Here is a 20,236-nt window from a genome sequence, read left to right as displayed (position 1 = left end):
GCGGCCGCCGGTGCCGAAGATCGACATCGAGGCCTACGCCAAGGGGGTGCTCGACGGGAAGCGCGCGTTCATCGCGCGTGCGATCACCCTCGTCGAGTCCACCCTGCCGGCTCACCGGGTGCTGGCGCAGGGCCTGTTGACGGAGCTGCTGCCGCACGCGGGCCGGGCCCGCCGGATCGGCATCAGCGGGGTGCCGGGGGTGGGCAAGTCCACCTTCATCGACGCGTTCGGCACGATGCTGACGGGGCTGGGCCACCGGGTGGCGGTCCTCGCGGTGGACCCTTCGTCGACGCGCACGGGCGGCTCCATCCTGGGTGACAAGACCCGGATGGAGCGGCTGGCGGTGGACCCGGCGGCGTTCGTCCGCCCGTCACCCTCGGCGGGCACACTGGGCGGGGTCGCCAAGGCCACCCGCGAGTCGATGATCGTGATGGAGGCGGCGGGCTACGACGTGGTCCTCGTGGAGACGGTCGGCGTGGGCCAGTCGGAGACCACGGTGGCGGGGATGGTCGACTCCTTCCTGCTGCTCTCCCTCGCCCGTACGGGCGACCAGCTGCAGGGCATCAAGAAGGGCGTCCTGGAGCTGGCCGACGTCCTGGCGGTGAACAAGGCGGACGGCCCGCACGAGCGTGACGCGAAGGCCGCGGCCCGCGAACTGTCGGGCGCGCTGCGGCTGATGCACCCGGTGGACGCGGCCTGGACGCCACCAGTCCTGACGTGCAGCGCGCGGGAGTCGAGCGGGCTGGACGAGGTGTGGAGCCGGCTGGAGCAGCACCGGACCCTGCTGGACGCGGGGGGCCGGCTGACGGCGAAGCGGGCGGCGCAGCAGGTGGAGTGGACCTGGTCGATGGTCCGCGACGAACTGCTGGAACGCCTGCGGGCGGACCCGGCCGTGCGGGAGCTCGCGCCGGACCTGGAGTCCGCGGTCCGGGCGGGCACGGTGACCCCGACGTCGGCGGCGGACCGCATACTGGCGGCGTTCGGGAACGCGGGGAACTGAGGGCGGGACGGAGCCCGGCGCGGGCGCCGTCCGGTCACTCGTATCGCAGCCACACCGACGGCGGCAGCAGCTCGGCACCGCTGATGGCGCCGGTACCGACGAAGATGCGGACCGCCTGGAGCTCGGGCAGTTCTGCGAGCGGCGCGATGTCAAGATCCTCCTTCGAGGTCATGTCGAGGAGGAGCAGCTGCTGCAGTCGGGGGAACGATGCGGGCAGTCGGCGGATCGCCGACTGCCGGACCTCCTCCTCATCTCCGAGCAGGGTCAGACCGGTGACGCAGGCCAGCCTCGCGTCCGCCGGAAGGGTCGCGAACGAGCTGGTGGACACCTTGAGGTGGGCGAGGGCGTGCAGTTCTCGGACCTCCTGCCAGTCGGCTGCCGAGGCAGGACTGGACGTCTTGGTGAGTTCGAGCACCGTCAGCCCGGGGAACGCGCCGAGGCCTTCGAGCCCCCGGGGGGCACTCGTTTCGCCGGACACGACCAGCTCGCACAAGGGGGCATGGGCGGGCAGGACCTGTGCGGACCAGCGCGTGCCGGTTTCCCCGTAGATGCTGAAGGATGTCAGTTGCCCGAGCTGTGCCACCGGACTCAGGTCGGTATCCGGCCGGGCACTCTCGATGGCCAGTCTCCTGACCGGCAGGCCGCCGAGCCCGGAGATGTCCGTCAGCTTCGGGCAGGCGTTGATCACGACGGTCTCCAGGGCGGACTGTCCTCGCAGGAAGTCCAGATCCGACACCCGGTCGTGCGCGAGCTCGAGGTCCGTCAGACCGTGCCGTCGCACGTAGTGGGACAGTGCGTCGAGGGACACGCGGTGCCTGACGTCCAAGCGGTGTGGCGGGGAGTCCAGACGGTCCAGCTCGTGCAGTTGGGCATCGGAGCGGACGATGTAGAGGAGACCGGCCGGATCCAGGTGTGCGATCACCTCCTCGGCATAGGTCCCGCATTCGAAGCGCGACCAGGCCCACAGGAGCTCCGAACGGACCCGGAGCCGGGGGTGCGTGGCGAACCGTGCGAGGAAGGGCATCGCGGCGTCCGATTTCACGTGCGAGGCCGCGATCACCACGTGGTAAGCGCTCTTGTGGTCGAGCTCCTCGGGGCCGGGGAGGAGGCCCAGCACCAGCCGGCCGACCTCCGCGAGGGCGCGTGCCTGGGCTTCGTCGGACGGGGGGACGAGGGCGGCGGCGCGTTCCTCCACGGCCGCGCGCGTGGCGGGGTCGATGCTGCTGATGTCCTCCAGGCAGGCGGCGGCGAGCAGGTGGACCCGGGCCCGGACGCGCTTGTCGGTGGAGGCGTCTCCCCGGTCGAGGAGGTCGCGCAGCAGCGTGACGCGCTCGGCCGGGCGGGCGAGGGCGACCGCCATCCGGATGACGTCCTCCCACTGGTCGTCGTCGGCGTGGGAGGTGAGCATGCCGAAGTCGCCCTCCTCCACCGCGGCCCGCGCACCGAGGAAGTCCTGGAAGGTGCGGTGGATGAAGTCCACCGTGCCGGGCGCCGGCTGCCGCAGGAGTCCGCTGCGCTGGAGGAGGTACTCGAAGACCTCGGGTGCTCCGCCCAGGGCGGCCGCCTCCGGGACCGAGGGCAGCGCCCGGGCGATGACGTCCTCGGCACGGGAACGGTCCATCGCCGTGCGACCGTTCTTGGCCAGCCAGTACGCGAGCCTTTGCAACAGGTCGAGCTGGGGCTCCTCCCGCAGATCCGGGCCCTTCAGGTCCCGCTCCCGGTCGCGGCGGCTCAGCAGCATGGAGAGCGCGGCCTCGTAGAGGTCCTTGCGGCCGTGCGGGAGGTAGCCGCGCCGGTCCCGGTGGAGGGAGCAGAGCAGTCCGCACATCAGGGGGGTGGTGGCCAGGCGGCCGAGGTCCGGTCTGGTCCGCACCGCGGTGAGCAGCTGGGACTCGTACGTGCGGAGGTCCGCGTCCTCGTCGCCGCCGTCACGCACCGCGGCATACCACCGCTGGATGAAGGTGGCGATGTCCGAGGGAGTCATGGTGGACAGCGTCAGTTCGGTGAAGTCCTCCTCGGCGAGCCACTCCACCCCCACGGCGGAGGGGCGCGAGGTCACGAGCCACCGGTTGTCACCGTCGTAGGCGTCCATCAGATCCCGCAGCCAGCCGCGGGTGCGCTCCCGTTCCGCACCGGGGATCTCGTCGATGCCGTCGATGAGGACGAGCCCCCGACCCGCCATGAGGACGCGGTGGGCCCAGCCGTCGGGCTGGGAGGACCCGAGCGGACAGCCCACGGCGGTCAGGAAGTCGGGGGGAGCGGGCAGCCGCTCGCCGTGGCGGGTCAGGGTGCGCAGCGGCAGGATGAAGGGGATGCGGTCGTAGAGGTACTCCATCTGCGGGGAGAGGTTCCGGCAGGCGGCGGTGACGGCCAGCCACTGCACCAGGGTGGTCTTGCCGGAACCGGCTTCCCCGCGCAGGAGGACGCGGTGGCTGCCGGCCAGGGCCTGATCCGCGGGCAGGACGTGCTGGGGGGCGGCGGCGAGCCACTGCAGGAGTGCGGTCCGTCCGGAGCGGGCACCGCCGCGCAGGAGGACGCGGGAGCCGCCCGCCAGGGCCTGATCGGCGGGCAGGTGCGCGAAGCTGTCACGCACGGCCCTCGGGAGCGGCAGCGGTTCCGGACCGGGATCGCCGGGCACGCCGTGTCGGGGAACGATGTGAGCGGCCGCGCCGCGGTCGTTCAGCCACCGGTGCCACGTCATCGACGTCGCCTCCAGGCTCAGGTACGCCGCGTCCAGTGGCCACCGGGTCGGGGAGTTGCCGAGGTCGATCCCGTAGATGGTCAGCTTGCCGTGCTTCTTCTCCACGTACGGGAGGTACAGCTGCTCGAACGCGGCGTCCTCGGCTCCGGGCAGCGGATCGCGGCGGATCAGTTCGTCTACCTTGGCCGTCAGTTCGGCGATCCCCCGGGTCTGCTCCACCAGGGCGTGGGCCACGAACGTCGAGCGCTGCGTGAAGAACTGCAGGATGTGCAGGCAGGCCGCGTCGACGAGCCGTTCGTAGAAGTAGGTGGCGTCGGTGCCGAGTTCCCGCTGGGGGCGGCCGCTCACGGCGCGCAGCTCCCGGGCGAAGGCCGCGGAGCCGAGGCGTACGGCGTCCAGGTCGGTCATCGTCAGCTCGCCGAGGCCCCGCAGGGTCTGCGCGAGGGCGTCGGTGACGGCCTGCTGTTCGTCCGCGGCGATCGGGCGCTCGCCGGTGCGCAGGGCCTGTTCCACCAGCTTGGCGGCCAGCGCCCCGAGATCGGCTTCGGTGAGCGAGCGCTTCTCGCCCGTGAAGGACACGTGGCCCGAGATGCGGATCGGTTTGCCGACGAGGCCCGCCCCGCCGCCCTCGCTGACGAACAGTTTCCTGACCAGGGGCCCGATGGCCGCCGAGGCCAGCCGGATGCCGACGGTCCCGGGCTCCATGCAACCCCCCGCAGCGTAGCGACCGTTGGCCCGGAGCCTAGCGGCCGCCCACGCTGCCCGGAGGGTTATGCCCCGACGAGTACCGAGCCGGGCGCGCCCAGCGCCTCGCGCAGGATGCGGGCCTGCTCGACCTTGTTGTCCGTGGCGAGGAGGGCGGACAGGACCGCGATGCGGGCCTGGCCGGCGCGCAGGGTGCCGGTCGGGACGGCGCCGGCGGCGACCAGGTCCACCGCGCCGCCGTGCGTGTAGATCTCGGTGACCGGTCCGGCCATGACGCGGGTGGTCAGTGCGACCAGGACCCCGCGGCCGACGGCGGCGCGGACGGCCTCCACGATCTCCGGGGTGGCATTGCCCGCGCCGGTTCCGACGAGGACGATGCCGCGCGCGCCGGCCTCGACGGCGGCGTTCAGCAGGACCGGGTCACCGTCGGCGTGGTGCACGACCACGTCCACGCGCGGCGGGAGCTCCGGCATCGCGGGCAGCGGGAGCGGTGCCGGGCGCTGCGGGGTGCGCAGGACGGTGACCTTGCCGAAGCCGATCTTCCCGAAGAGTTCCTTCGAGGGGTCGGCGAACGCGTCCAGCTCCACGGCCTGGGTCTTCACGGTGCCGCGGGCGGCGTGCACCCGCCCGGCGAAGGCGATCAGTACGCCGAGCCCGCGCGTGTTCGCGGCGGTGAGCAGGGCGTCGTAGAGGTTCCCCGGGCCGTCGCCGTCGGCGGTGCCCATGGGGCGCTGCGAGCCGGTGAAGACCACGGAGCGCGGGTCGTGGTGGTGGAGGTCGAGGAGGAACGCCGACTCCTCCAGGGTGTCGGTGCCGTGCGTGACGACGATGCCGTCCACGCCGGGGTCGGCGAGCACCTCGTGCACGGTGCGGAGCAGGGTGAGCTGGTGTGCGGTGGTAAGCCGCGGGCTGTTCACGCTGAACAGGTCGACCAGTTCGACGGTGATGCCCTCGGGAAGTGGTGCGGTGGCGATCACCTCGTTCCCGTCGGCGTCCGCTGCGAAGCCGGAACCCTGCCAGCGGCTGGCTATCGTCCCGCCGGTGCTGATCACGACGATCCGTCCCATCGGCCGTGGCCGCCCTTCACTCGTGTCACTCGTGTCACTCATACGTCACTCGTACATATGTACTCAAAGCAGCAATGATAGAGCGATCTACGCGCAATGTGATTGCGTTTTCCCTCAGCCCCGTTCACAAACGCTGGGTGATAATTGCGTCATGGATGCCATTGACCGAGATATCTTGCGCGAGCTCCAGGCCGATGGCCGCCTGAGCAACCAGGAACTCGCCCAGCGCGTGGGACTGACCCCCTCCCCCTGCATGCGACGGGTGCGCCAGCTGGAACAGGACGGGGTGATCCAGGGCTACCGCGCCGTGATCTCCCCCGAGGCGGTGGACCGCGGCTTCGAGGTGCTCGTCTCGGTCGAGGTGCGGCGCGACCGGGAGGCGGTCGAGGCCTTCGAGGCGGCCCTCCAGGACATCCCGGACGTCATCGAGGCCTACCGCCTCTTCGGCAGCCCCGGCTGCCTGCTGCGCATCGCCGTCGCCGACCTGCGGGCCTACGAGCGCCTGTGGATCGAGAAGCTGACGGCCCTCACCGGCATCACCGAGGTCAACTCGCAGATCATCATGAAGCGCATCAAGGAGCCGGACGGCCTGCCCGTCGACTTCCGCTGACACCCGTGAACGACAGGAAGCAGTACGTCATGAAACCCCTCGGTGCCGGTGACCCGATCCGGCTCGGCCCGTACCGCGTCCTCGGTGTCCTCGGCGAAGGCGGCATGGGCAAGGTGTACTTCGGCCGGGACGACAGCGGCCGGACGGCGGCCGTCAAGGTGCTGCTGCCCGAGCTCGCGCACGACCCGCACCTCGTCCAGCGCTTCCTGCGCGAGGCGCACACCGCCCAGGCGGTCACCGGCGGCGGCGTCGCCCGGGTGCTGGACGCGCGGACCGAGGACACCGGCAGCCGGCCCTGGATCGCGACCGAGTTCCTGTCCGGACCCACCCTCGACGACGCCGTGCGCCGGTACGGGCCGTTCGGCGCCGACGGCGTACGCGCCCTCGCCGCCTCCCTCGCCGCCACCTTGCGGGACATCCACGCGGCCGGGCTGGTGCACCGCGACCTGAAGCCGGCCAACATCGTGCTCACCTCGGCGGGACGGCGCGTCATCGACTTCGGCATCGCGCGCCCCGAACACGGACTGACGCTCACCACCACCGGCCAGGTGCCGGTCACCCCCGGGTACGGCGCGCCGGAGCAGGTGCTCGGTCAGCGCGTCGGACCGGCCGCGGACGTCTTCTCGCTGGGCGCGGTCCTGGCGTACGCGGCCACCGGGCAGCGCACCTTCGACGGTACGCACGTGGCCGCCGTGCAGTACGAGGTGGTGCACGGGGAGCCGCGGCTGGACTCCGTACCGCCCGAGCTGCGGCAGCTGATCGCGCCCTGCCTCGCCAAGGACCCCGCGCACCGCCCGGCCCCCGACGAGATCACGGGCGCGTTCGCCCCGCCGCCCGGCGCCGACCGGGTCTGGCGCACGGGGCCGGTGGCCCAGGACATCGAGCGCCGGGGAGCCGAGGCCCACCGGCAGGCCACGGTCGTCGGGCAGGGGTCCGGAAGCGGGCCCTCCCGGAGGCGGCTGCTGCGCACCGCGCTGGCGGCGGGCGGCGTCCTGGCCGCCTCGGGCGGGGCCGGGGGCGCCTGGTGGATGCTGCGCGAGGAGCCGCGCAAGATCCCGGCGGCCGGACCGGCCAGGGACGCCGAGCCGCTGTCGATCCTCGTCGGCAAGCACGGAACGCCTCCCGGCGAGCTGTGGGGTCCGCTGCCCGTGGCTGCGGGACCGGTCGACGGCGTGGTCACCGACCCGCTGCCGGTCCTCGACGTGGTCGTCTTCGCGGCGGCGGGCGGCGGCCTCGCGGCGCGCCTGACGACCGACGGCAAGGAGAAGTGGCGGCTGCCCGGCGTCCGGCCGGCCGCCGGCCTCGTCCGACTCCCGGACAACCGGTTCGCGACCGCGGGATCCGGTGGGGCGCTGCTCGGCTTCGAGGGCTCCACCAGCAGGCAGGTGTGGTCGGTGGGGGACGCCGACACCGGCCGCATCCTGGCCGCGGACGAGTCGGCGGTCTACCTGGTGACGCGCGGCGGAAAGCTGCGCGCCGTGGACACGGGCAGCCGCAAGGTCCGCTGGACGATTCCGCTTCCGCAGGCCGCCGTACGGGCCCCGGGGCCGCGGGCCGCGGTCGGCACGGACCGGCTGGTGTTCTTCGGCGCCGACGGCAACGTCATCGCCGTCGACACCGCTTCCGGAAGCACGATCTGGCAGGTCTTCGGCCAGGCGAGGTCCGCCGTGCAGCCGCTCGTCGTGAAGGACGTCGTCTTCCTCGGCGGGCGCGGCCTTTCGGCCCTGAACATCAGGACGGGCGTCCAGGTGTGGGACGAGATCAAGGCCGCCGAGGCCCCGCAGCAGGGGGTCGGCGGCTGGGGACCGGCGGTCCCCCACAACGCCGGCGTGTTCGCCATGCACGGTACGGAACTGACCGAGGTGCACATGGAGATCGGCCTGCCGTTTCCGAGGGACCGCACCGCGCGGGGCCCGGTGCCGCACACGCCCCCGGTCGTGCAGGCCGGTACGGTCTGGGTCGTCCAGGGAGACGGGCAGGGCGTCTCGGCCCACTCTGTCGTCGCCGGCCGCCGGTTCTGGACCTGGTCTCCCGAATCTCGCGGCCCCTGGGGCATGTCCGGCGCGGGGAACCGCGTCTTCCTCGTCAACGACGGGAAGCTCACGGCCATGCCCACCGTCGAGAAGTGAGGCGCGCTCCCGGCCCGTTCCCCCGCACGCGGTTCCCGCCCGGTTCAGCCGCCCCGGCAGGCACCGCTTAGGCTCGGGGCCGATCAACCGACCCGGGAGAGCGCACATGGAACGCCTTCGTCACGACGACCCGTCGCACGTCGGGCCGTACGTGATCCTGGCCCGGCTCGACTCCGAGTCCGCCGAGCGCACCGTTCCCGAACGCCGCTACCTCGGGCGCACGGCCGACGGGCAGCGCACGGTCCTCGTCTGCGTGCCGCGGGCCGGTGCCGATCCGTCCCGGTGGGCGATCGAGGCCGAGGGCGCCCGTCGGCTGTCCGCACCCCGGTTCCTCGGCGTCGCGGAGGTGGGCGGGACGGCCGGCTTCCCCTGGTACGCGGCCCCGTACACGCCCGCGCTGCCGCTGCCCGCCGTGCTCGCCGCGTACGGAGGGCCGCTGCCCGAGGACACCGTCCGCAGGCTCGGCGCCGCGCTCGCGGAGGGGCTGGCCGCCGTACACGCCCAAGGGCTGACGCACGCGGGGCTGTCGCCCGCCGCCGTGCTGGTCACCCCGGACGGACCGCTGCTGACCTGCTTCGGCGCCGTGCGGGCCGCGGCTCCCGACGGGACCCGGCGGACCGGGCTGCCCGGACTCGATCCGGGCTGCCTGGCCGTGGAGCAGGCGTCGGGGGGCCGCCCGCAGCCGCTCGGGGACGTCTTCGCGCTGGGGGCCGTCCTGGCCTACGCCTCGACCGGTCACACCGTGCCCGAGCAGAGCGAACTGCCGCCGGGTCTGCGGACGCTGGTCGGCTCCTGCCTGTCGTCCGACCCGGCGGTCCGGCCGCGGTCCGCGCAGGAAGTGCTGGGCGCACTCGTGGCCCCCGGGACGGGACCCGCCCCGTCCGAGGACCCGTACGCGCAGGCCGGAACGGTCCTCGACCACGGAGCCGTACCGCTGCCCGGCCGGGTCGTCGCCGCGCTCGCCGCCCAGTCCGCCGCGCTGCTCGCCGCGGAACTCCCGTCCCCGCAGAAGCCGTTCGCCACGGCCCAGAAGGTGCACTGACCCGATGTCCGTCCCGGCACCCCGCGCCACCCGCGCCCCGCTCGCCCCGCTCACGCACGACGATCCGCAGCACCTCGGCGATTTCCGGCTGCTCGCCCGGCTCGGCAGCGGCGGCATGGGCACGGTCTACCTGGCCCGTTCGGCGGCCGGGCGGACGGTCGCGCTCAAGACCGTGCACGCCCGGATCGCCGCCGACACTACCTTCCGCACCCGGTTCCGGCTGGAGGCCGACGCGGCCCGGGTCATCGGCGACCGCTACGGGGCCCGGGTCTTCGCCGCGGACGCCCTGGCCGCGACGCCGTGGCTGGCCACCGAGTACGTCATCGGGCCGCAGCTCGACGAGGCGGTCGGGCTGGCCGGCCCGCTGCCCGAGCCGTGCGTCCGCGCCCTGGGCGCGGAGCTCGCCCGGGCGCTGGGGCAGCTGCACCGCTCGGACGTGGTGCACCGCGACCTCAAACCGTCCAACGTCATGGTCACGGCCGCCGGGCCCAAGGTCATCGACTTCGGTATCGCACGCGCACGCGGCGACGAACGGCTGACCCGCACCGGAGCCGCGGCCGGCACGCCCGCCTTCATGTCGCCGGAGCAGGCCGGCGGTCTCGAACACGCCCCGGCCGGTGACGTGTTCGCGCTGGCCGGAGTCCTGGTCTTCGCGGCGTCCGGGCACGGCCCCTTCGGCGGCGGCCAGGCCGCGGACCTGCTGTACCGGGTGCGGTACGCGGAGCCCGACCTGAGCGGCGTACCGGCGGCACTGGCGCCGCTGCTCGCCCGCTGCCTGTCCAAGGACGCGGCGCACCGCCCCACGACGGCCGAGCTGGCGGACCTGCTCGCTCCCGGCGACGGCCCGTTCGCGGACGGGCTGCCGCAGCCGGTGCTCGCGGACATCGCCCGGCGCGCCGCGGCCGTGTGGCAGGAGCCGCCGCTGCGGCTGCCCGCCCCCCGCGGGGAGGCGGACACCGTCGTCGCCGGCGACGCCGGCCTGTCACGCCGCAGGCTGTTCGCGCTCTCCGGGGCCGCGGCCGGCGCCGTCGCGCTCGCGGCGGGGGGAGGGCTGTGGGCCTGGCTCGGCAGCCGCGGCAAGGACGGGGGCGGGGCCGCGGGCGCCGGGCAGCAGGCCCTGGAGCCACCGCCGGACGCGCTGTGGCAGGCCGACCTGGAGCGCCCCCTGGTGGGCAGCGCCCCGCTGCCGGTGAACGGCATGCTCGTCATGGCCACCGGAAACACGACCAGCGGGATCTTCCAGCCGGACGGCAAGCACCTGAGGGACATCCAGGGGTTCGCGTACGTCTGGCGCGTCGCCACCGACGGCAAGGTCCTCTACGCGGTCGGGAAGCCGGACGCCGCGGACAAGGCCCTCGCGGTGGTACCCCTGTCCCTGGAGAACGGCACGGAGCAGGCGCCGCTCGTCCGGCTTCCCGCGTACGACGGTACGAACACGCTCAACCAGATCCTCGGCGTGGCCGGCGACACCGTGTTCCTCTACGCCAAGGCGGCCGGGAGCGACCAGTGGTCCGTGGTGGCCGCGAGCCTGAAGACCGGCACGGAACTGTGGCGGCAGGCGGCGCAGGCCCCCACCGAGGAGCAGGTGCAGTTGGGGCGCCCGTCCCCCGTCGGCGTCAAGGCCGTACGCGGCGGCGTTCTGCTGTGGCAGCACGCCGAGACAAGCGGCGCCTTGCGGGTGTCCGTGCACGACGCCGGCAGCGGCGCCGAGCGCTGGAACGTGTCGCTGGATGCACCCGGCGCCACGCCGGGCCGGCCGGCCACGGATGACGACCGCGTGTACATCGGCGCCAAGAGGGTGCACGCGCTGCGGCTCACCGACGGCGGGTCCGCCTGGGTCTTCGGCGCGGACCGCGACGCGGGCGAGGTGGGCGCCCGGCGCCGGTACGGCACGCCGACCGTCCGCGACGGGATCGTCTACGCCGTGGAGGGCACGCGCGGCGTCGTCGCCATCAGCGCCGCCTTCGGCACGCTGCAGTGGACGGACATCCTGCCGGAGGGCACGAAACCGAATCGCGACATCGCCCCTGTGGTCACCCCGAGCCACATCTACACCATGGACGCGGCGGGCCTGCGAGCCGTCCGCATCCGCACCCAGGCCCCGGTCTGGCACTACAGGACGAGCGCCTACGCCCTGACGCCGGATCCGGACGGCAAGCGGCTCTACCTCCGCGAGGAGAGGAAACTGATCGCCCTCCCGCTCCCTTAGGGCCGGAAGTCCCTTCCTGCGAACTCGGTCAGGAACGGCGCGGATTCAGGACGGTTGCCACCGCCGTCCCGCCAACAGGCCGACGCAGAAGGTGCGTTGACGGCCCACGCAGCACATCATCCTCGCAACGGCCTCCATGGGGCGCCCGAAGGATGTCATGATCGGGCACGGCGGTCACGCCGACTCCATCCCCACCAACGGATGACCGTTCGACTCCCGGCCGGGAATCGAACCGTGAACGGCTTGAATTGGAGTGCATTCATGAGCAGCAACCCGTTCGACGACGCCGACGGCCGGTTCTACGTCCTGGTGAACGACGAGGAACAGCACTCGCTGTGGCCGGCGTTCGCCGGGATTCCCGCCGGCTGGCGCATCGTATTCGGCGAGGAAAGCCGCCGGCAGTGCCTGGAACACGTCGAGGCGCACTGGACCGACCTGCGACCGAAGAGCCTGCGCGATGCGATGACCGCCGACCCGGCCTCCGCCGGCACCGCGTGAGGTGACCGCGGCATTCCGGCTGCCCGCCGAGCCGATGCGCCGGGGGGCGTCATCGGCAACCGGCGTACAGGAATTCCCTCCGGGAAGCTAAGGGCCGACCGGGCGGCGGGCCTCGGCCAGGGCGACCGCGTGGACGAACCACTCCAGTACGGAGCGGATCTCCTCGCCGTGAGTGGCGAAGACCTCCAGCGGGAAGGAGGGGCGCAGGTCGAGCTTCGCCTCCGCCAGGTCGATGCCGTGGACGGCGTTGAACCGCTCCATCAGGCCGCGGCGCAGCGGCTCGTCGTCGAACGGCGGGCGCCGCTTGAGGTGCTGGAAGACCACCTCCGCCGTACCGCTCACCGGGTAGACGCCGATCGGCCACAGCGTGCGCGGCGCGTTCGGGCCGCCGGCGTCCAGGGTGGGGAAGCAGCTGGTCTCGGTCGCCTTGCCGTAGACCTGGTATCCCCCCTGCTCCTCCCAGAACCGGAGTGCCGCCAGGACGCCTTCGACGACCTCCGGCGTCTGGTTCGCGCGCAGCAGCGTCGTGAAGCGGGTGGCGGCCTCGTCACCACCGGCCGCGGACCCGGCCGGCGGCCCCGCGGGGCTCTCCTCCGGGATCTCCTTGCCCACGAGCACGGCCAGGTCGGTACTGCTGAGCCGGTGGGCCTTCGAGGCCCGGCCGTTCTCGTCGAAGGGCACGCCCTCGTCCCGCAGGACGTCCTTGGGGTCCCCGGAGTGCCGGTCGTCGTCGGCCCACCGGAACCCGCCCGCGATCCGGCCGTCGGCGGTCAGTACCCGGTACGCGCAGTGCAGGCCCTTCCTGCCCGACATGTGGTTGCCGACGGCGATGGCGCTGGTACCGATCAGGGCGGCGAGCTCGCCGTACGAGGTCCAGGTCCCGGCCGGCACGGCGAGCAGGATCTCCCGCAGCTCCCGCCAGCCGGCCCACTCGTCGTCCGCCTGCACGACTCCCTCCAGGGGGGCGGGCCACAGCTGCACGACCCGGTCGGCCAGTTCCCCGGCCCGGGCGAGGATCTCGGTGCGGCCCCAGCGTTCCTGCGCGGCGATGTGCTGGTTCATCCGCAGCGCGCTGGAGTCCAGCAGTTCCTGCTTGCGGTGGAAGGGGTGGTTGGAGAGCCGTGCGTTCTCGCCGGAGAGGGTGAGGTTCCCGAGCGTGTGCACGAGCAGGTTGTGGATCTCCTCGGGGCTCTCTCCGTCCGCGGCTTCCTCGGCCAGCAGGTCAAACCACTGCTGCGCCGGGCGCTGCGGCAGCACGTGTTCCACGGTGAGCGGCGCCTTGTCGTAGTCGACGGGCTCGCTCGACCCGTGGCTCTCCTCCAGCCGGCGCAGGATCTGGAAGCGCTGGTTGCTGCGGCCCGTCTTGTAGAAGGGCCGGGTGCGGACCGCCTCGCGGACGGCGTCGTCGCCGGGCCATACGCGGGCTCCCGTGCGGGGGCGCGAGAGGAAGCGGCGTACGGCCTCGGCCGGGGAGCCGTCCTTGTCCAGTTCCTTGGGGAGTTCCATGAAGACCCGGTTGCTGCCGGTCGTGGACAGACCCGCGAGGAGGCGCCGCACCAGGTAGCTCTCCGCGTAGGCGAGGGCGTCCGCCGCTTCCGCGGCCGTGGTCCTGCCCTCGTCCACGAGGTCGAGGAGGTGCAGGGCCGGCGGGTAGTGGATCTGGCCGCCCCAGCGCGACAGGCGTTCCAGCACCGCCCGCAGCCCGGGGTCGCTCTCCCGCTCGGGCTCCAGGATCCGCATGAGCCGGTCGGCGCGCAGGGAGAACCGGGCGATCTCCGCTTCGAGCGCCGCCTCGTCCCCGCTCAGCGGCTCCAGGCGCTTCTTCTGATCGCGGTAGATCTCGCTCTGCCGGGCCCGGCTGTTCCCGCCGACGACGAGGTCCAGCCAGACCAGCAGCTCCAGGTGGGCGGGGCCCAGCAGGTCCTGCATGGGCAGCCACCGCTTGCGGTAGACGTCCTCGCCCCTGGTGGGCAGGCACATGAAGAGATAGTTGCGCAGCAGGTCGCTCTGGCTGAGCCCCACTCCGGTGTTGTTGATGGACTCGAAGATGCGGTAGACGTTGTCGCCCTCGGCGGCGGTGATCGCGACGATCGAGAGGCAGTCGCCGAGCACGGACTCGACCGCGTCCACCCATGCCTCACCACCGCTCTCCGTCCCTTCGGCCAGGGCCGCCACGAAGAAGCGGTAGGCCGCGCCGACGTTTCCGGCTCCGCCCGCCTTCGGAAGGCTGTCCACGCAGGCGGTGTACGCCTCCCGGTCCGCCTGCGTCGGCAGCAGCCGGTAGCTGTCGTGCCCGTCCTGGTAGGCGTTGGCCAGGATGAGGTCGTTGATGCGGGAGGCCTTCTTCGCCGAACCCCGGGCCCGGTGGTGGTCCCGCAGCGCGGTGAAGGCGAGCATCAGTGTGGTCATGCGCTGCTGACCGTCGACGACGAGCCAGCGCTGCATCCCGCCCGCCGCGACACGCTCGGGTGCCAGCACCACCGAGCCGAGGAAGTGCCCCGAGCCGGGCCGCCCTTCCTGCCGGTCCTCGACCAATTCCTGCACGTCGTCCCACAATTGCTGCAGCTCGTCCCGCTGCCAGCTGTAGGTGCGCTGGTAGAGAGGAACCTGGAACTGCTGCTCGCCCTGCACCAGCTTGCTGAACGTGGTCTCCTGAGCGTGCACGCCCGTCCTCTCCCCGAACCCATCACCGTCGACCCGCCATTGTCGCCCCATACCGTACGGTGATCAGTCGAAACGGCGACACGCGTACGCCCCGGGGGCACACATGGCGACGCTGGGAATCCACAAGGACTTCCTCCTGGAGTTCGCCAAGCTGGAGAAGCCCGTCCAGAAGCGGGTCCACGAGGTCTTCGACAAGTTCCGCGAGCATCGCCATGCCGGGCTTCACCTGGAAAAACTGGAAAATCCCCGCGACCCAGGAACTGCGCCGGGCCGGGGAGTGGACGTTCCTCCAGGTGTGCGCGGAGGCCACCCGGCTGCTGGAGCCGCGTACCGACCGGCCGTTCCGCCATGTGGTGATCGACGAGGCCCAGGATCTCCATCCGGCGCAGCGGCGCCTGCTGCGGGCATCGGTCGCGCCCGGTCCGGACGATCTGTTCATCGCGGGCGACACGCATCAGCGCATCTACGGGAACAAGGTGTCGCTGCGCGGGCTCGGCGTGAACGTGAGCGGAAGGTCCCATCGGCTGCGGATCAACTACCGCACCACGCACGAGATCCTGCAGTGGTCGACCTCCCTGCTCGGCCGGGAGAACCCGGACGACATGGACGGCGGGATCGAATCGCTGGCGGGCTACCGGTCCGTGCTGAACGGCGCGCACCCCGAACTGCGGGCCGCGGGCAGCAAGGCCGAAGAGATCGCGGACCTCACGGCGCGGATCGTCCGGTGGACGGCCGACGGCGTGGAACCGGGCGAGATCGGGGTGGCCGTGCGCTACCTGCAGCTGGGCAAGGAGATCGCGCATTCCCTGGAACAGGCCGGTCTGCCCGTCCGGCTCCTCGGCGGCGCGCAGGGGGCCGGCGGCGGGGTCGGCATCGGGACCATGCACCGGATGAAGGGCCTGGAGTTCCGCTGCGTCGCGGTCGCCGGGGTGGGCGACGGCGTGGTGCCGCTGGCTTCGGCCGTCACCCCGGCGGACGTGGACCCTCAGCAGCACCGGGAGGACCGGCTCGGTGAGTTGAGCCTCCTGTTCGTCGCCTGCACCCGCGCGCGAGAGGCCCTGCGGGTCTCCTGGAACGGGGAGCCCAGCCCCTTCCTGGCGGCGTGGCGAGGGCAGGCGTAGCCCTCGTACGAGGGGGCGAGAGGGCGGCGGTGGCGCACGCGCCCCGGCCACGGCCGGAGCTGTACGCCACCGCCGTTCCGGCTCCGGCGAACGGGACGGCGTCAAACCCGCGCCTGCCCCGCGGCGCCGCACGCCGGCCGGGACGGACCCGTCCGACGCGGCCACGGCGCTCCGGGCCGTCGGCCGAGCCCACCCCCGTGAAGCTCGACCCCGACCCGGGCCGGTACCTCCGCCACCACCCCATCGACACTTCAGTGGTGACGAAGCATTGGTAACGTACACCAGAGTGACTGTCCGGCGTCAACCAAAGTGTTGCCGGGGCCGGCCCGTTGGGCTTCGAGAAACACTGTGGTGGGCAAAGACTCGGCATCACGCCAAGGAGGCCGTGTACGTGGAGGATGACCAGTCGCCCACCTTCGCCCAACTCCTGGACCACCTCTTCCGCGAGGTGCACCCCCCTTCCCGGGGGCCCTACACCTACGCGGAGGTCGCCGAGGGGATCCGCAGGGCTGCGACCGGAGAGGGGCGCGGGGTGACGGCGAGCGCCATCCAGCAACTGCGCACCGGCGCCAAGCGGAACCCGACGCGTCACACCATCAAGGCGCTGGCCGACTTCTTCGGCGTCCCGGCGGGCTACTTCGTCGACAGCGCGGCGGCCGAGCGCACCAAGGCGGAGATCGGCCTTCTCGCCGCCATGCGCGATCAGGACGTCCGCAAGGTGGCCCTGCGCGCCAACGGCCTGAGCGTCGACAGCCTGAAGATGCTGTCCACCGTGATCGAACAGGCCCGGAAGCTCGAAGGGCTCACCACCGACGACCCCGCGCAGGACCTCAACCTGGACGACTGAACCGCGCACGGGCGGCGATCACACGGTCCACGCGCCCGTCCGGCCCCACCCCGCCCCGCCCCGCCCCGACACCCCCTGTGGCCGCTCATCGACAGGGGGGCATCAGACGTTCCCGGCACAAGCCCGGCATCCCCGGCCGCACGGCCTGGCCGCGGCGGCACCCCGCCCTCGAATCGGAGTCGCGAACATGTCAGCATTGGGGCGCGCGTACCGGGCTTCCAGGGAGAGGTCCGCCCCGGCCGACCACCCCCGCCCGGCGTCACCAGAGTGAGGACATGGACCTTGAGCAGCTTCGCGCCACGTGTGAGGCGCGCGTCGAGGCACTTCAACTCCCGCACCGCTTCAGCACCCGTGACCTCCGCGACGCCGTGGCCGAACAGCGCGGACGCCCCATCATCCTGCGCCCCCTGAGCACCCTGGGCGCCATGGACGCTCCGTGCGGCATCCGCCTGGAGACCCCTGACGCCGATCTGTTGTTCTACGAGGAGGCCACCTCCCCCCTCCACCAGAACCACATCCTCGCCCACGAGATCAGCCACATCATCTGCGACCACCCCGGCAGCCTGGAACTGGACCAGGACACCCTGCGCGCGATCGGGTTCAACCCCACCCTCGTCCAGCGCATGTCCGGCCGGACCAGCTACACCAGCGAGGACGAACGCGAGGCCGAGGTGATGGCCAGCGTGATCCGGCAGCTCATGTACCGGGGGCGCGAAGGCCCGTCGAGCCGGCCCGCCAGCGGCGCCGAGAGCTGGGACGCGCTGTTCGCCGAGCCACACAGGAAGAAACGCCACCGGAAATGATCAACATGCTCTTCACGGGCACGGCCGTCGTGCTGCTGTGCTTCGCCGCCTACTGGGTGCGAGGACGCGGCGGACACCGCCCCACGGGCACCTGGGCGATGGCGGCGCTTCTGACCTCGTTCGCCCTCGCCTTCGCCTCCTACGCCCCCGCCGTGGAGCGCGCGGTCGAATCGGTGGTCCCCCACGTCGCCCGGCTCCTCAGCAACACCTTCACCCTGACGGCGGCCACCTCGGTCCTCGCCTTCCTCTTCCAGCTCAACCTGGACCGCGAACGGGCCCACCGGCAGATCCGGCTGCGCGTCATCGCCCTCGCGACCTGCGTCGCCGGCATGACCGTCTTCTTCGCCGCCGAACAACTCACCGGACGGAACCCGGTGTTGTACGCGTGCTACGTACTCATCTACATCTCCTACCTGGGATACACGGCCAAGGACTTCCTGCTGCAGACCTGGGCCCAGTCCAGGCGCTCGACCCGCCGCAGTCAGCGCTGGGGCCTGCGCACGACCTCGATCGGCTGTGGCTTCGCCCTCGTCTACGCCGCGTACAAGCTCTTCGCCCTGGTCTCCATCGGCCTCGGCCTGGGGCTCGTACCCGACCACGCCCGGTGCTCGACACCGCTGACCCCCTTCCGCTGCACGTTCAGCGTGACCGCGCCCGCCGTCGCCGTTCTCCTCATCACCGCCGGACTCACCCTCCCCGCCCTGCTGTGGCCGCTCAGCCAACTGCGCCGCCGCCGCTGGGAACGGAACTCGTTCACCGCGCTGGAGCCCCTGTGGCGGGAGGTCACCTCGGCGGTCCCCGAGGTCGTACTCGACCCGGGCAACACCGAGACCGACACCCACGACCTCGACTTCCACCTCCACCGCCGGGTCATCGAGATCAACGACTGCGTGCTGGCCCTGCGCCGGTACCGTCAGGCGTCGGTACGGGACGCCGCGGCCGCCGAGGCCGCCCGCCGGGGCGCGGCCGGCACCCCCGAGGGTGACGCCGGGGTGGAGGCGGCGGTCATCGCCGCGGCCGTCGACGCGAAGCGCGCCGGACTCCCCCTCGACGGCGACGAGGCCCCGCCCGCCGCCGGCACCCGCTCCCGCAAGGGCGACCTCCCGGCGGAGACCGCGTGGCTGCTGCTCGTGGCGGACGCCTACGCGCGGCGCCCGGCCCCCGAGAACGCGGGAGCGGCCTCGTGACCGCCCCGCGGCAGGACCCCCTGCGCGACCCGCGCTTCTTCGCCGACCCCTACCCCACGTACGACCGGCTGCGCGAAGGCTGCCCGGTCCGGCGCATCCCCACCGGCTCCGGCGGCCACCACGCGTACCTGATCACCGGTCACCCCGAGGCCCGCGAGGCGTTCACCGACCCCCGCCTGTCCAAGGACACGGCCCGCTTCTTCGCCGACCGCCCCTCGAACCGCGACCTGCACCCGGCGATCTCCCGCAACATGCTGGCGAGCGATCCTCCCGCGCACACCCGCCACCGGCGGGTGGCAACACGGCTGTTCACGACGGGCCGCGTCCGGAAACTGCGCCCGTTCATCACCCGGGTCGTGGACGACCTCACGGCCGCGTGGCGACCTGGCACGGACATCGACCTGGTGGCGGACCTGGCGGTCCCCCTGCCGGTCACCGTCGTCTGCGAACTGCTGGGCGTCCCTGAAGCCGACCGCGCCACCCTCGCCGCCCGATCCCACGACCTCTTCGACGCGACCGACACCGCCCGCATCGACGCCGCGTCACACCACATCGGCGACTACCTCACCCGCCTGATCGACACGGCCCGCGCCACCCCCGGCGACGACGGCCCGCTCCACTCCCTCCTGCGCGACTGCGACGAGGGCGGCCTCGACCGCGACGAGACGGTCTCCCTGGCCGCCCTCCTCCTGGTCGCCGGGCACGAGACCACCACCCACTTCATCGGCAACGCCGTCCTGGCCCTGCTCCGGCACCCGGAGGCGTTCGACCGCCTGTGCCGGGATCCGGACCTGATCCCCGGCGCCCTCGACGAACTGCTCCGCTTCGACTCCCCGGTGAGCGTGGCCACCTTCCGTCACAGCACGGAGGACCTGCGCGTCGGCGGCATCGACATCCCGGCGGGCTTCCCGGTCCTCATCGCCCCCGGTGCCGCGAACCGCGACCCGGCGGCGTTCCCCGACCCGAACCACCTGGACCTCGACCGCGACGCCGGCGGCCACCTCTCCTTCGGCCACGGCATCCACCGCTGCCCGGGCGCCCCCCTGGCCCGGGCCGAGGCGGAAATCGCCCTCCGCACCCTGCTGACCCGCTTCCCGGACACCCGCCTGGCCACCCCCGCCGATTCCCTCACCTGGCGCCGAACCCGCCTCACCCGCGGCCTGACCACGCTCCCCCTGACCCTCGCCTGACCCCCACCAGCCACTGCGCTGGCGCACCGGAAAGCAAAAGCCCGCCGCGGACTCCCGGTTCAGGGATTCCGCGGCGGGCACGGCAGCGGCGTGGGTCAGGCGCCCTTGGCGATCGGCTCCAGGATCGCCACGCACTCCACGTGGTGCGTCATCGGGAACATGTAGCGGGGAGTCCAACCCACAAACGTGCAGGCAGATGGGGTTTCTAGCCACGTAAATGATCTCTTAGGCGCCGAGAGCGTCAAACGAGCGTCAAACTCAGCAAGCACCGATCCGCACGCTTGGGCTCTGCGGGGAGCTCCCACATGCCCACAGCCATCCTCCGAGACCAAGGCCGGCCTGGCGCTTGAATCCGCCGCTGGTCATCAGTTACTGAGGTTGTAGGCGTGGTGTCGTGAGTGTGAGGCCGGTCGCGGAGAGGCATCCGTTGATGATGTCGCCGCGGTATTGGATTTGGCGGAGG

At 72.5% G+C, this 20,236-nt stretch carries 14 protein-coding genes; 11 read left to right on the top strand and 3 right to left on the bottom strand.

Features of this window, described 5'->3' with window-relative positions:
* The first annotated feature begins 10 nt into the window (after positions 1–10).
* Positions 11–1,000, top strand: coding sequence for a methylmalonyl Co-A mutase-associated GTPase MeaB (gene meaB, locus ACFY04_RS21650; RefSeq protein WP_389118831.1), 990 nt, complete (start codon positions 11–13; stop codon positions 998–1,000).
* Between the two features lie 34 nt (positions 1,001–1,034).
* Here the strand turns inward: meaB and ACFY04_RS21645 are convergent, their stop codons facing one another.
* Both ACFY04_RS21645 and ACFY04_RS21640 read right to left on the bottom strand, forming a co-directional pair.
* On the bottom strand, positions 1,035–4,406 hold the full coding sequence (locus tag ACFY04_RS21645; protein ID WP_389118830.1) for an NACHT domain-containing protein: 3,372 nt from the start codon (positions 4,404–4,406) through the stop codon (positions 1,035–1,037).
* A gap of 65 nt (positions 4,407–4,471) precedes the next feature.
* Complete coding sequence (locus ACFY04_RS21640) at positions 4,472–5,473, bottom strand: asparaginase (protein ID WP_389119089.1); 1,002 nt, start codon at positions 5,471–5,473, stop codon at positions 4,472–4,474.
* 151 nt (positions 5,474–5,624) lie between these two features.
* On the opposite strand from ACFY04_RS21640, the gene ACFY04_RS21635 reads away from it, so the two are divergent.
* From ACFY04_RS21635 to ACFY04_RS21615, 5 genes are all read left to right on the top strand, one after another.
* Complete coding sequence (locus tag ACFY04_RS21635) at positions 5,625–6,083, top strand: Lrp/AsnC family transcriptional regulator (RefSeq protein ID WP_351154435.1); 459 nt, start codon at positions 5,625–5,627, stop codon at positions 6,081–6,083.
* A 5-nt stretch (positions 6,084–6,088) separates the two neighbouring features.
* Entirely contained in the window at positions 6,089–8,212 is a 2,124-nt protein-coding gene (locus ACFY04_RS21630) for a protein kinase (protein WP_389118828.1), read from the top strand.
* 106 nt (positions 8,213–8,318) lie between these two features.
* Positions 8,319–9,254 (top strand): serine/threonine protein kinase, encoded by a 936-nt coding sequence (locus tag ACFY04_RS21625; RefSeq protein WP_389118826.1) that lies wholly within the window; start codon positions 8,319–8,321, stop codon positions 9,252–9,254.
* Positions 9,255–9,258: 4 nt separating this feature from the next.
* The gene (locus ACFY04_RS21620) at positions 9,259–11,463 is read left to right on the top strand and encodes a protein kinase (RefSeq protein ID WP_389118825.1); all 2,205 of its coding nucleotides are present in this window, start codon (positions 9,259–9,261) and stop codon (positions 11,461–11,463) included.
* A 261-nt stretch (positions 11,464–11,724) separates the two neighbouring features.
* Entirely contained in the window at positions 11,725–11,961 is a 237-nt protein-coding gene (locus ACFY04_RS21615) for an MbtH family protein (RefSeq protein ID WP_389118824.1), read from the top strand.
* A gap of 87 nt (positions 11,962–12,048) precedes the next feature.
* Here the strand turns inward: ACFY04_RS21615 and ACFY04_RS21610 are convergent, their stop codons facing one another.
* Positions 12,049–14,625, bottom strand: coding sequence for a DUF262 domain-containing protein (locus ACFY04_RS21610; RefSeq protein ID WP_389118822.1), 2,577 nt, complete (start codon positions 14,623–14,625; stop codon positions 12,049–12,051).
* A gap of 212 nt (positions 14,626–14,837) precedes the next feature.
* Here ACFY04_RS21610 and ACFY04_RS21605 point away from each other — a divergent pair, with 212 nt between their 5' ends.
* From ACFY04_RS21605 to ACFY04_RS21585, 5 genes are all read left to right on the top strand, one after another.
* Positions 14,838–15,746: a 3'-5' exonuclease gene (locus ACFY04_RS21605; protein WP_389118821.1), complete on the top strand. Its 909-nt coding sequence runs from the start codon at positions 14,838–14,840 to the stop codon at positions 15,744–15,746.
* Positions 15,747–16,137: 391 nt separating this feature from the next.
* The gene (locus ACFY04_RS21600; RefSeq protein ID WP_362458333.1) at positions 16,138–16,593 is read left to right on the top strand and encodes a helix-turn-helix transcriptional regulator; all 456 of its coding nucleotides are present in this window, start codon (positions 16,138–16,140) and stop codon (positions 16,591–16,593) included.
* Between the two features lie 275 nt (positions 16,594–16,868).
* Complete coding sequence (locus ACFY04_RS21595; RefSeq protein WP_389118819.1) at positions 16,869–17,396, top strand: regulator component; 528 nt, start codon at positions 16,869–16,871, stop codon at positions 17,394–17,396.
* Complete coding sequence (locus tag ACFY04_RS21590; RefSeq protein ID WP_389118817.1) at positions 17,393–18,583, top strand: MAB_1171c family putative transporter; 1,191 nt, start codon at positions 17,393–17,395, stop codon at positions 18,581–18,583. Before ACFY04_RS21595 ends, ACFY04_RS21590 begins: the two co-directional genes overlap by 4 nt.
* A complete protein-coding gene (locus tag ACFY04_RS21585; protein ID WP_389118815.1) occupies positions 18,580–19,773 on the top strand; it encodes a cytochrome P450 in 1,194 nt (397 codons plus the stop codon). Before ACFY04_RS21590 ends, ACFY04_RS21585 begins: the two co-directional genes overlap by 4 nt.
* Positions 19,774–20,236: the final 463 nt, after the last annotated feature.

It is taken from the genome of Streptomyces sp. NPDC001549 (genome assembly GCF_042894025.1).
Classification (GTDB): Bacteria; Actinomycetota; Actinomycetes; order Streptomycetales; family Streptomycetaceae; genus Streptomyces; species Streptomyces kutzneri.
This window is presented reverse-complemented; position numbering and strand designations above follow the sequence as displayed.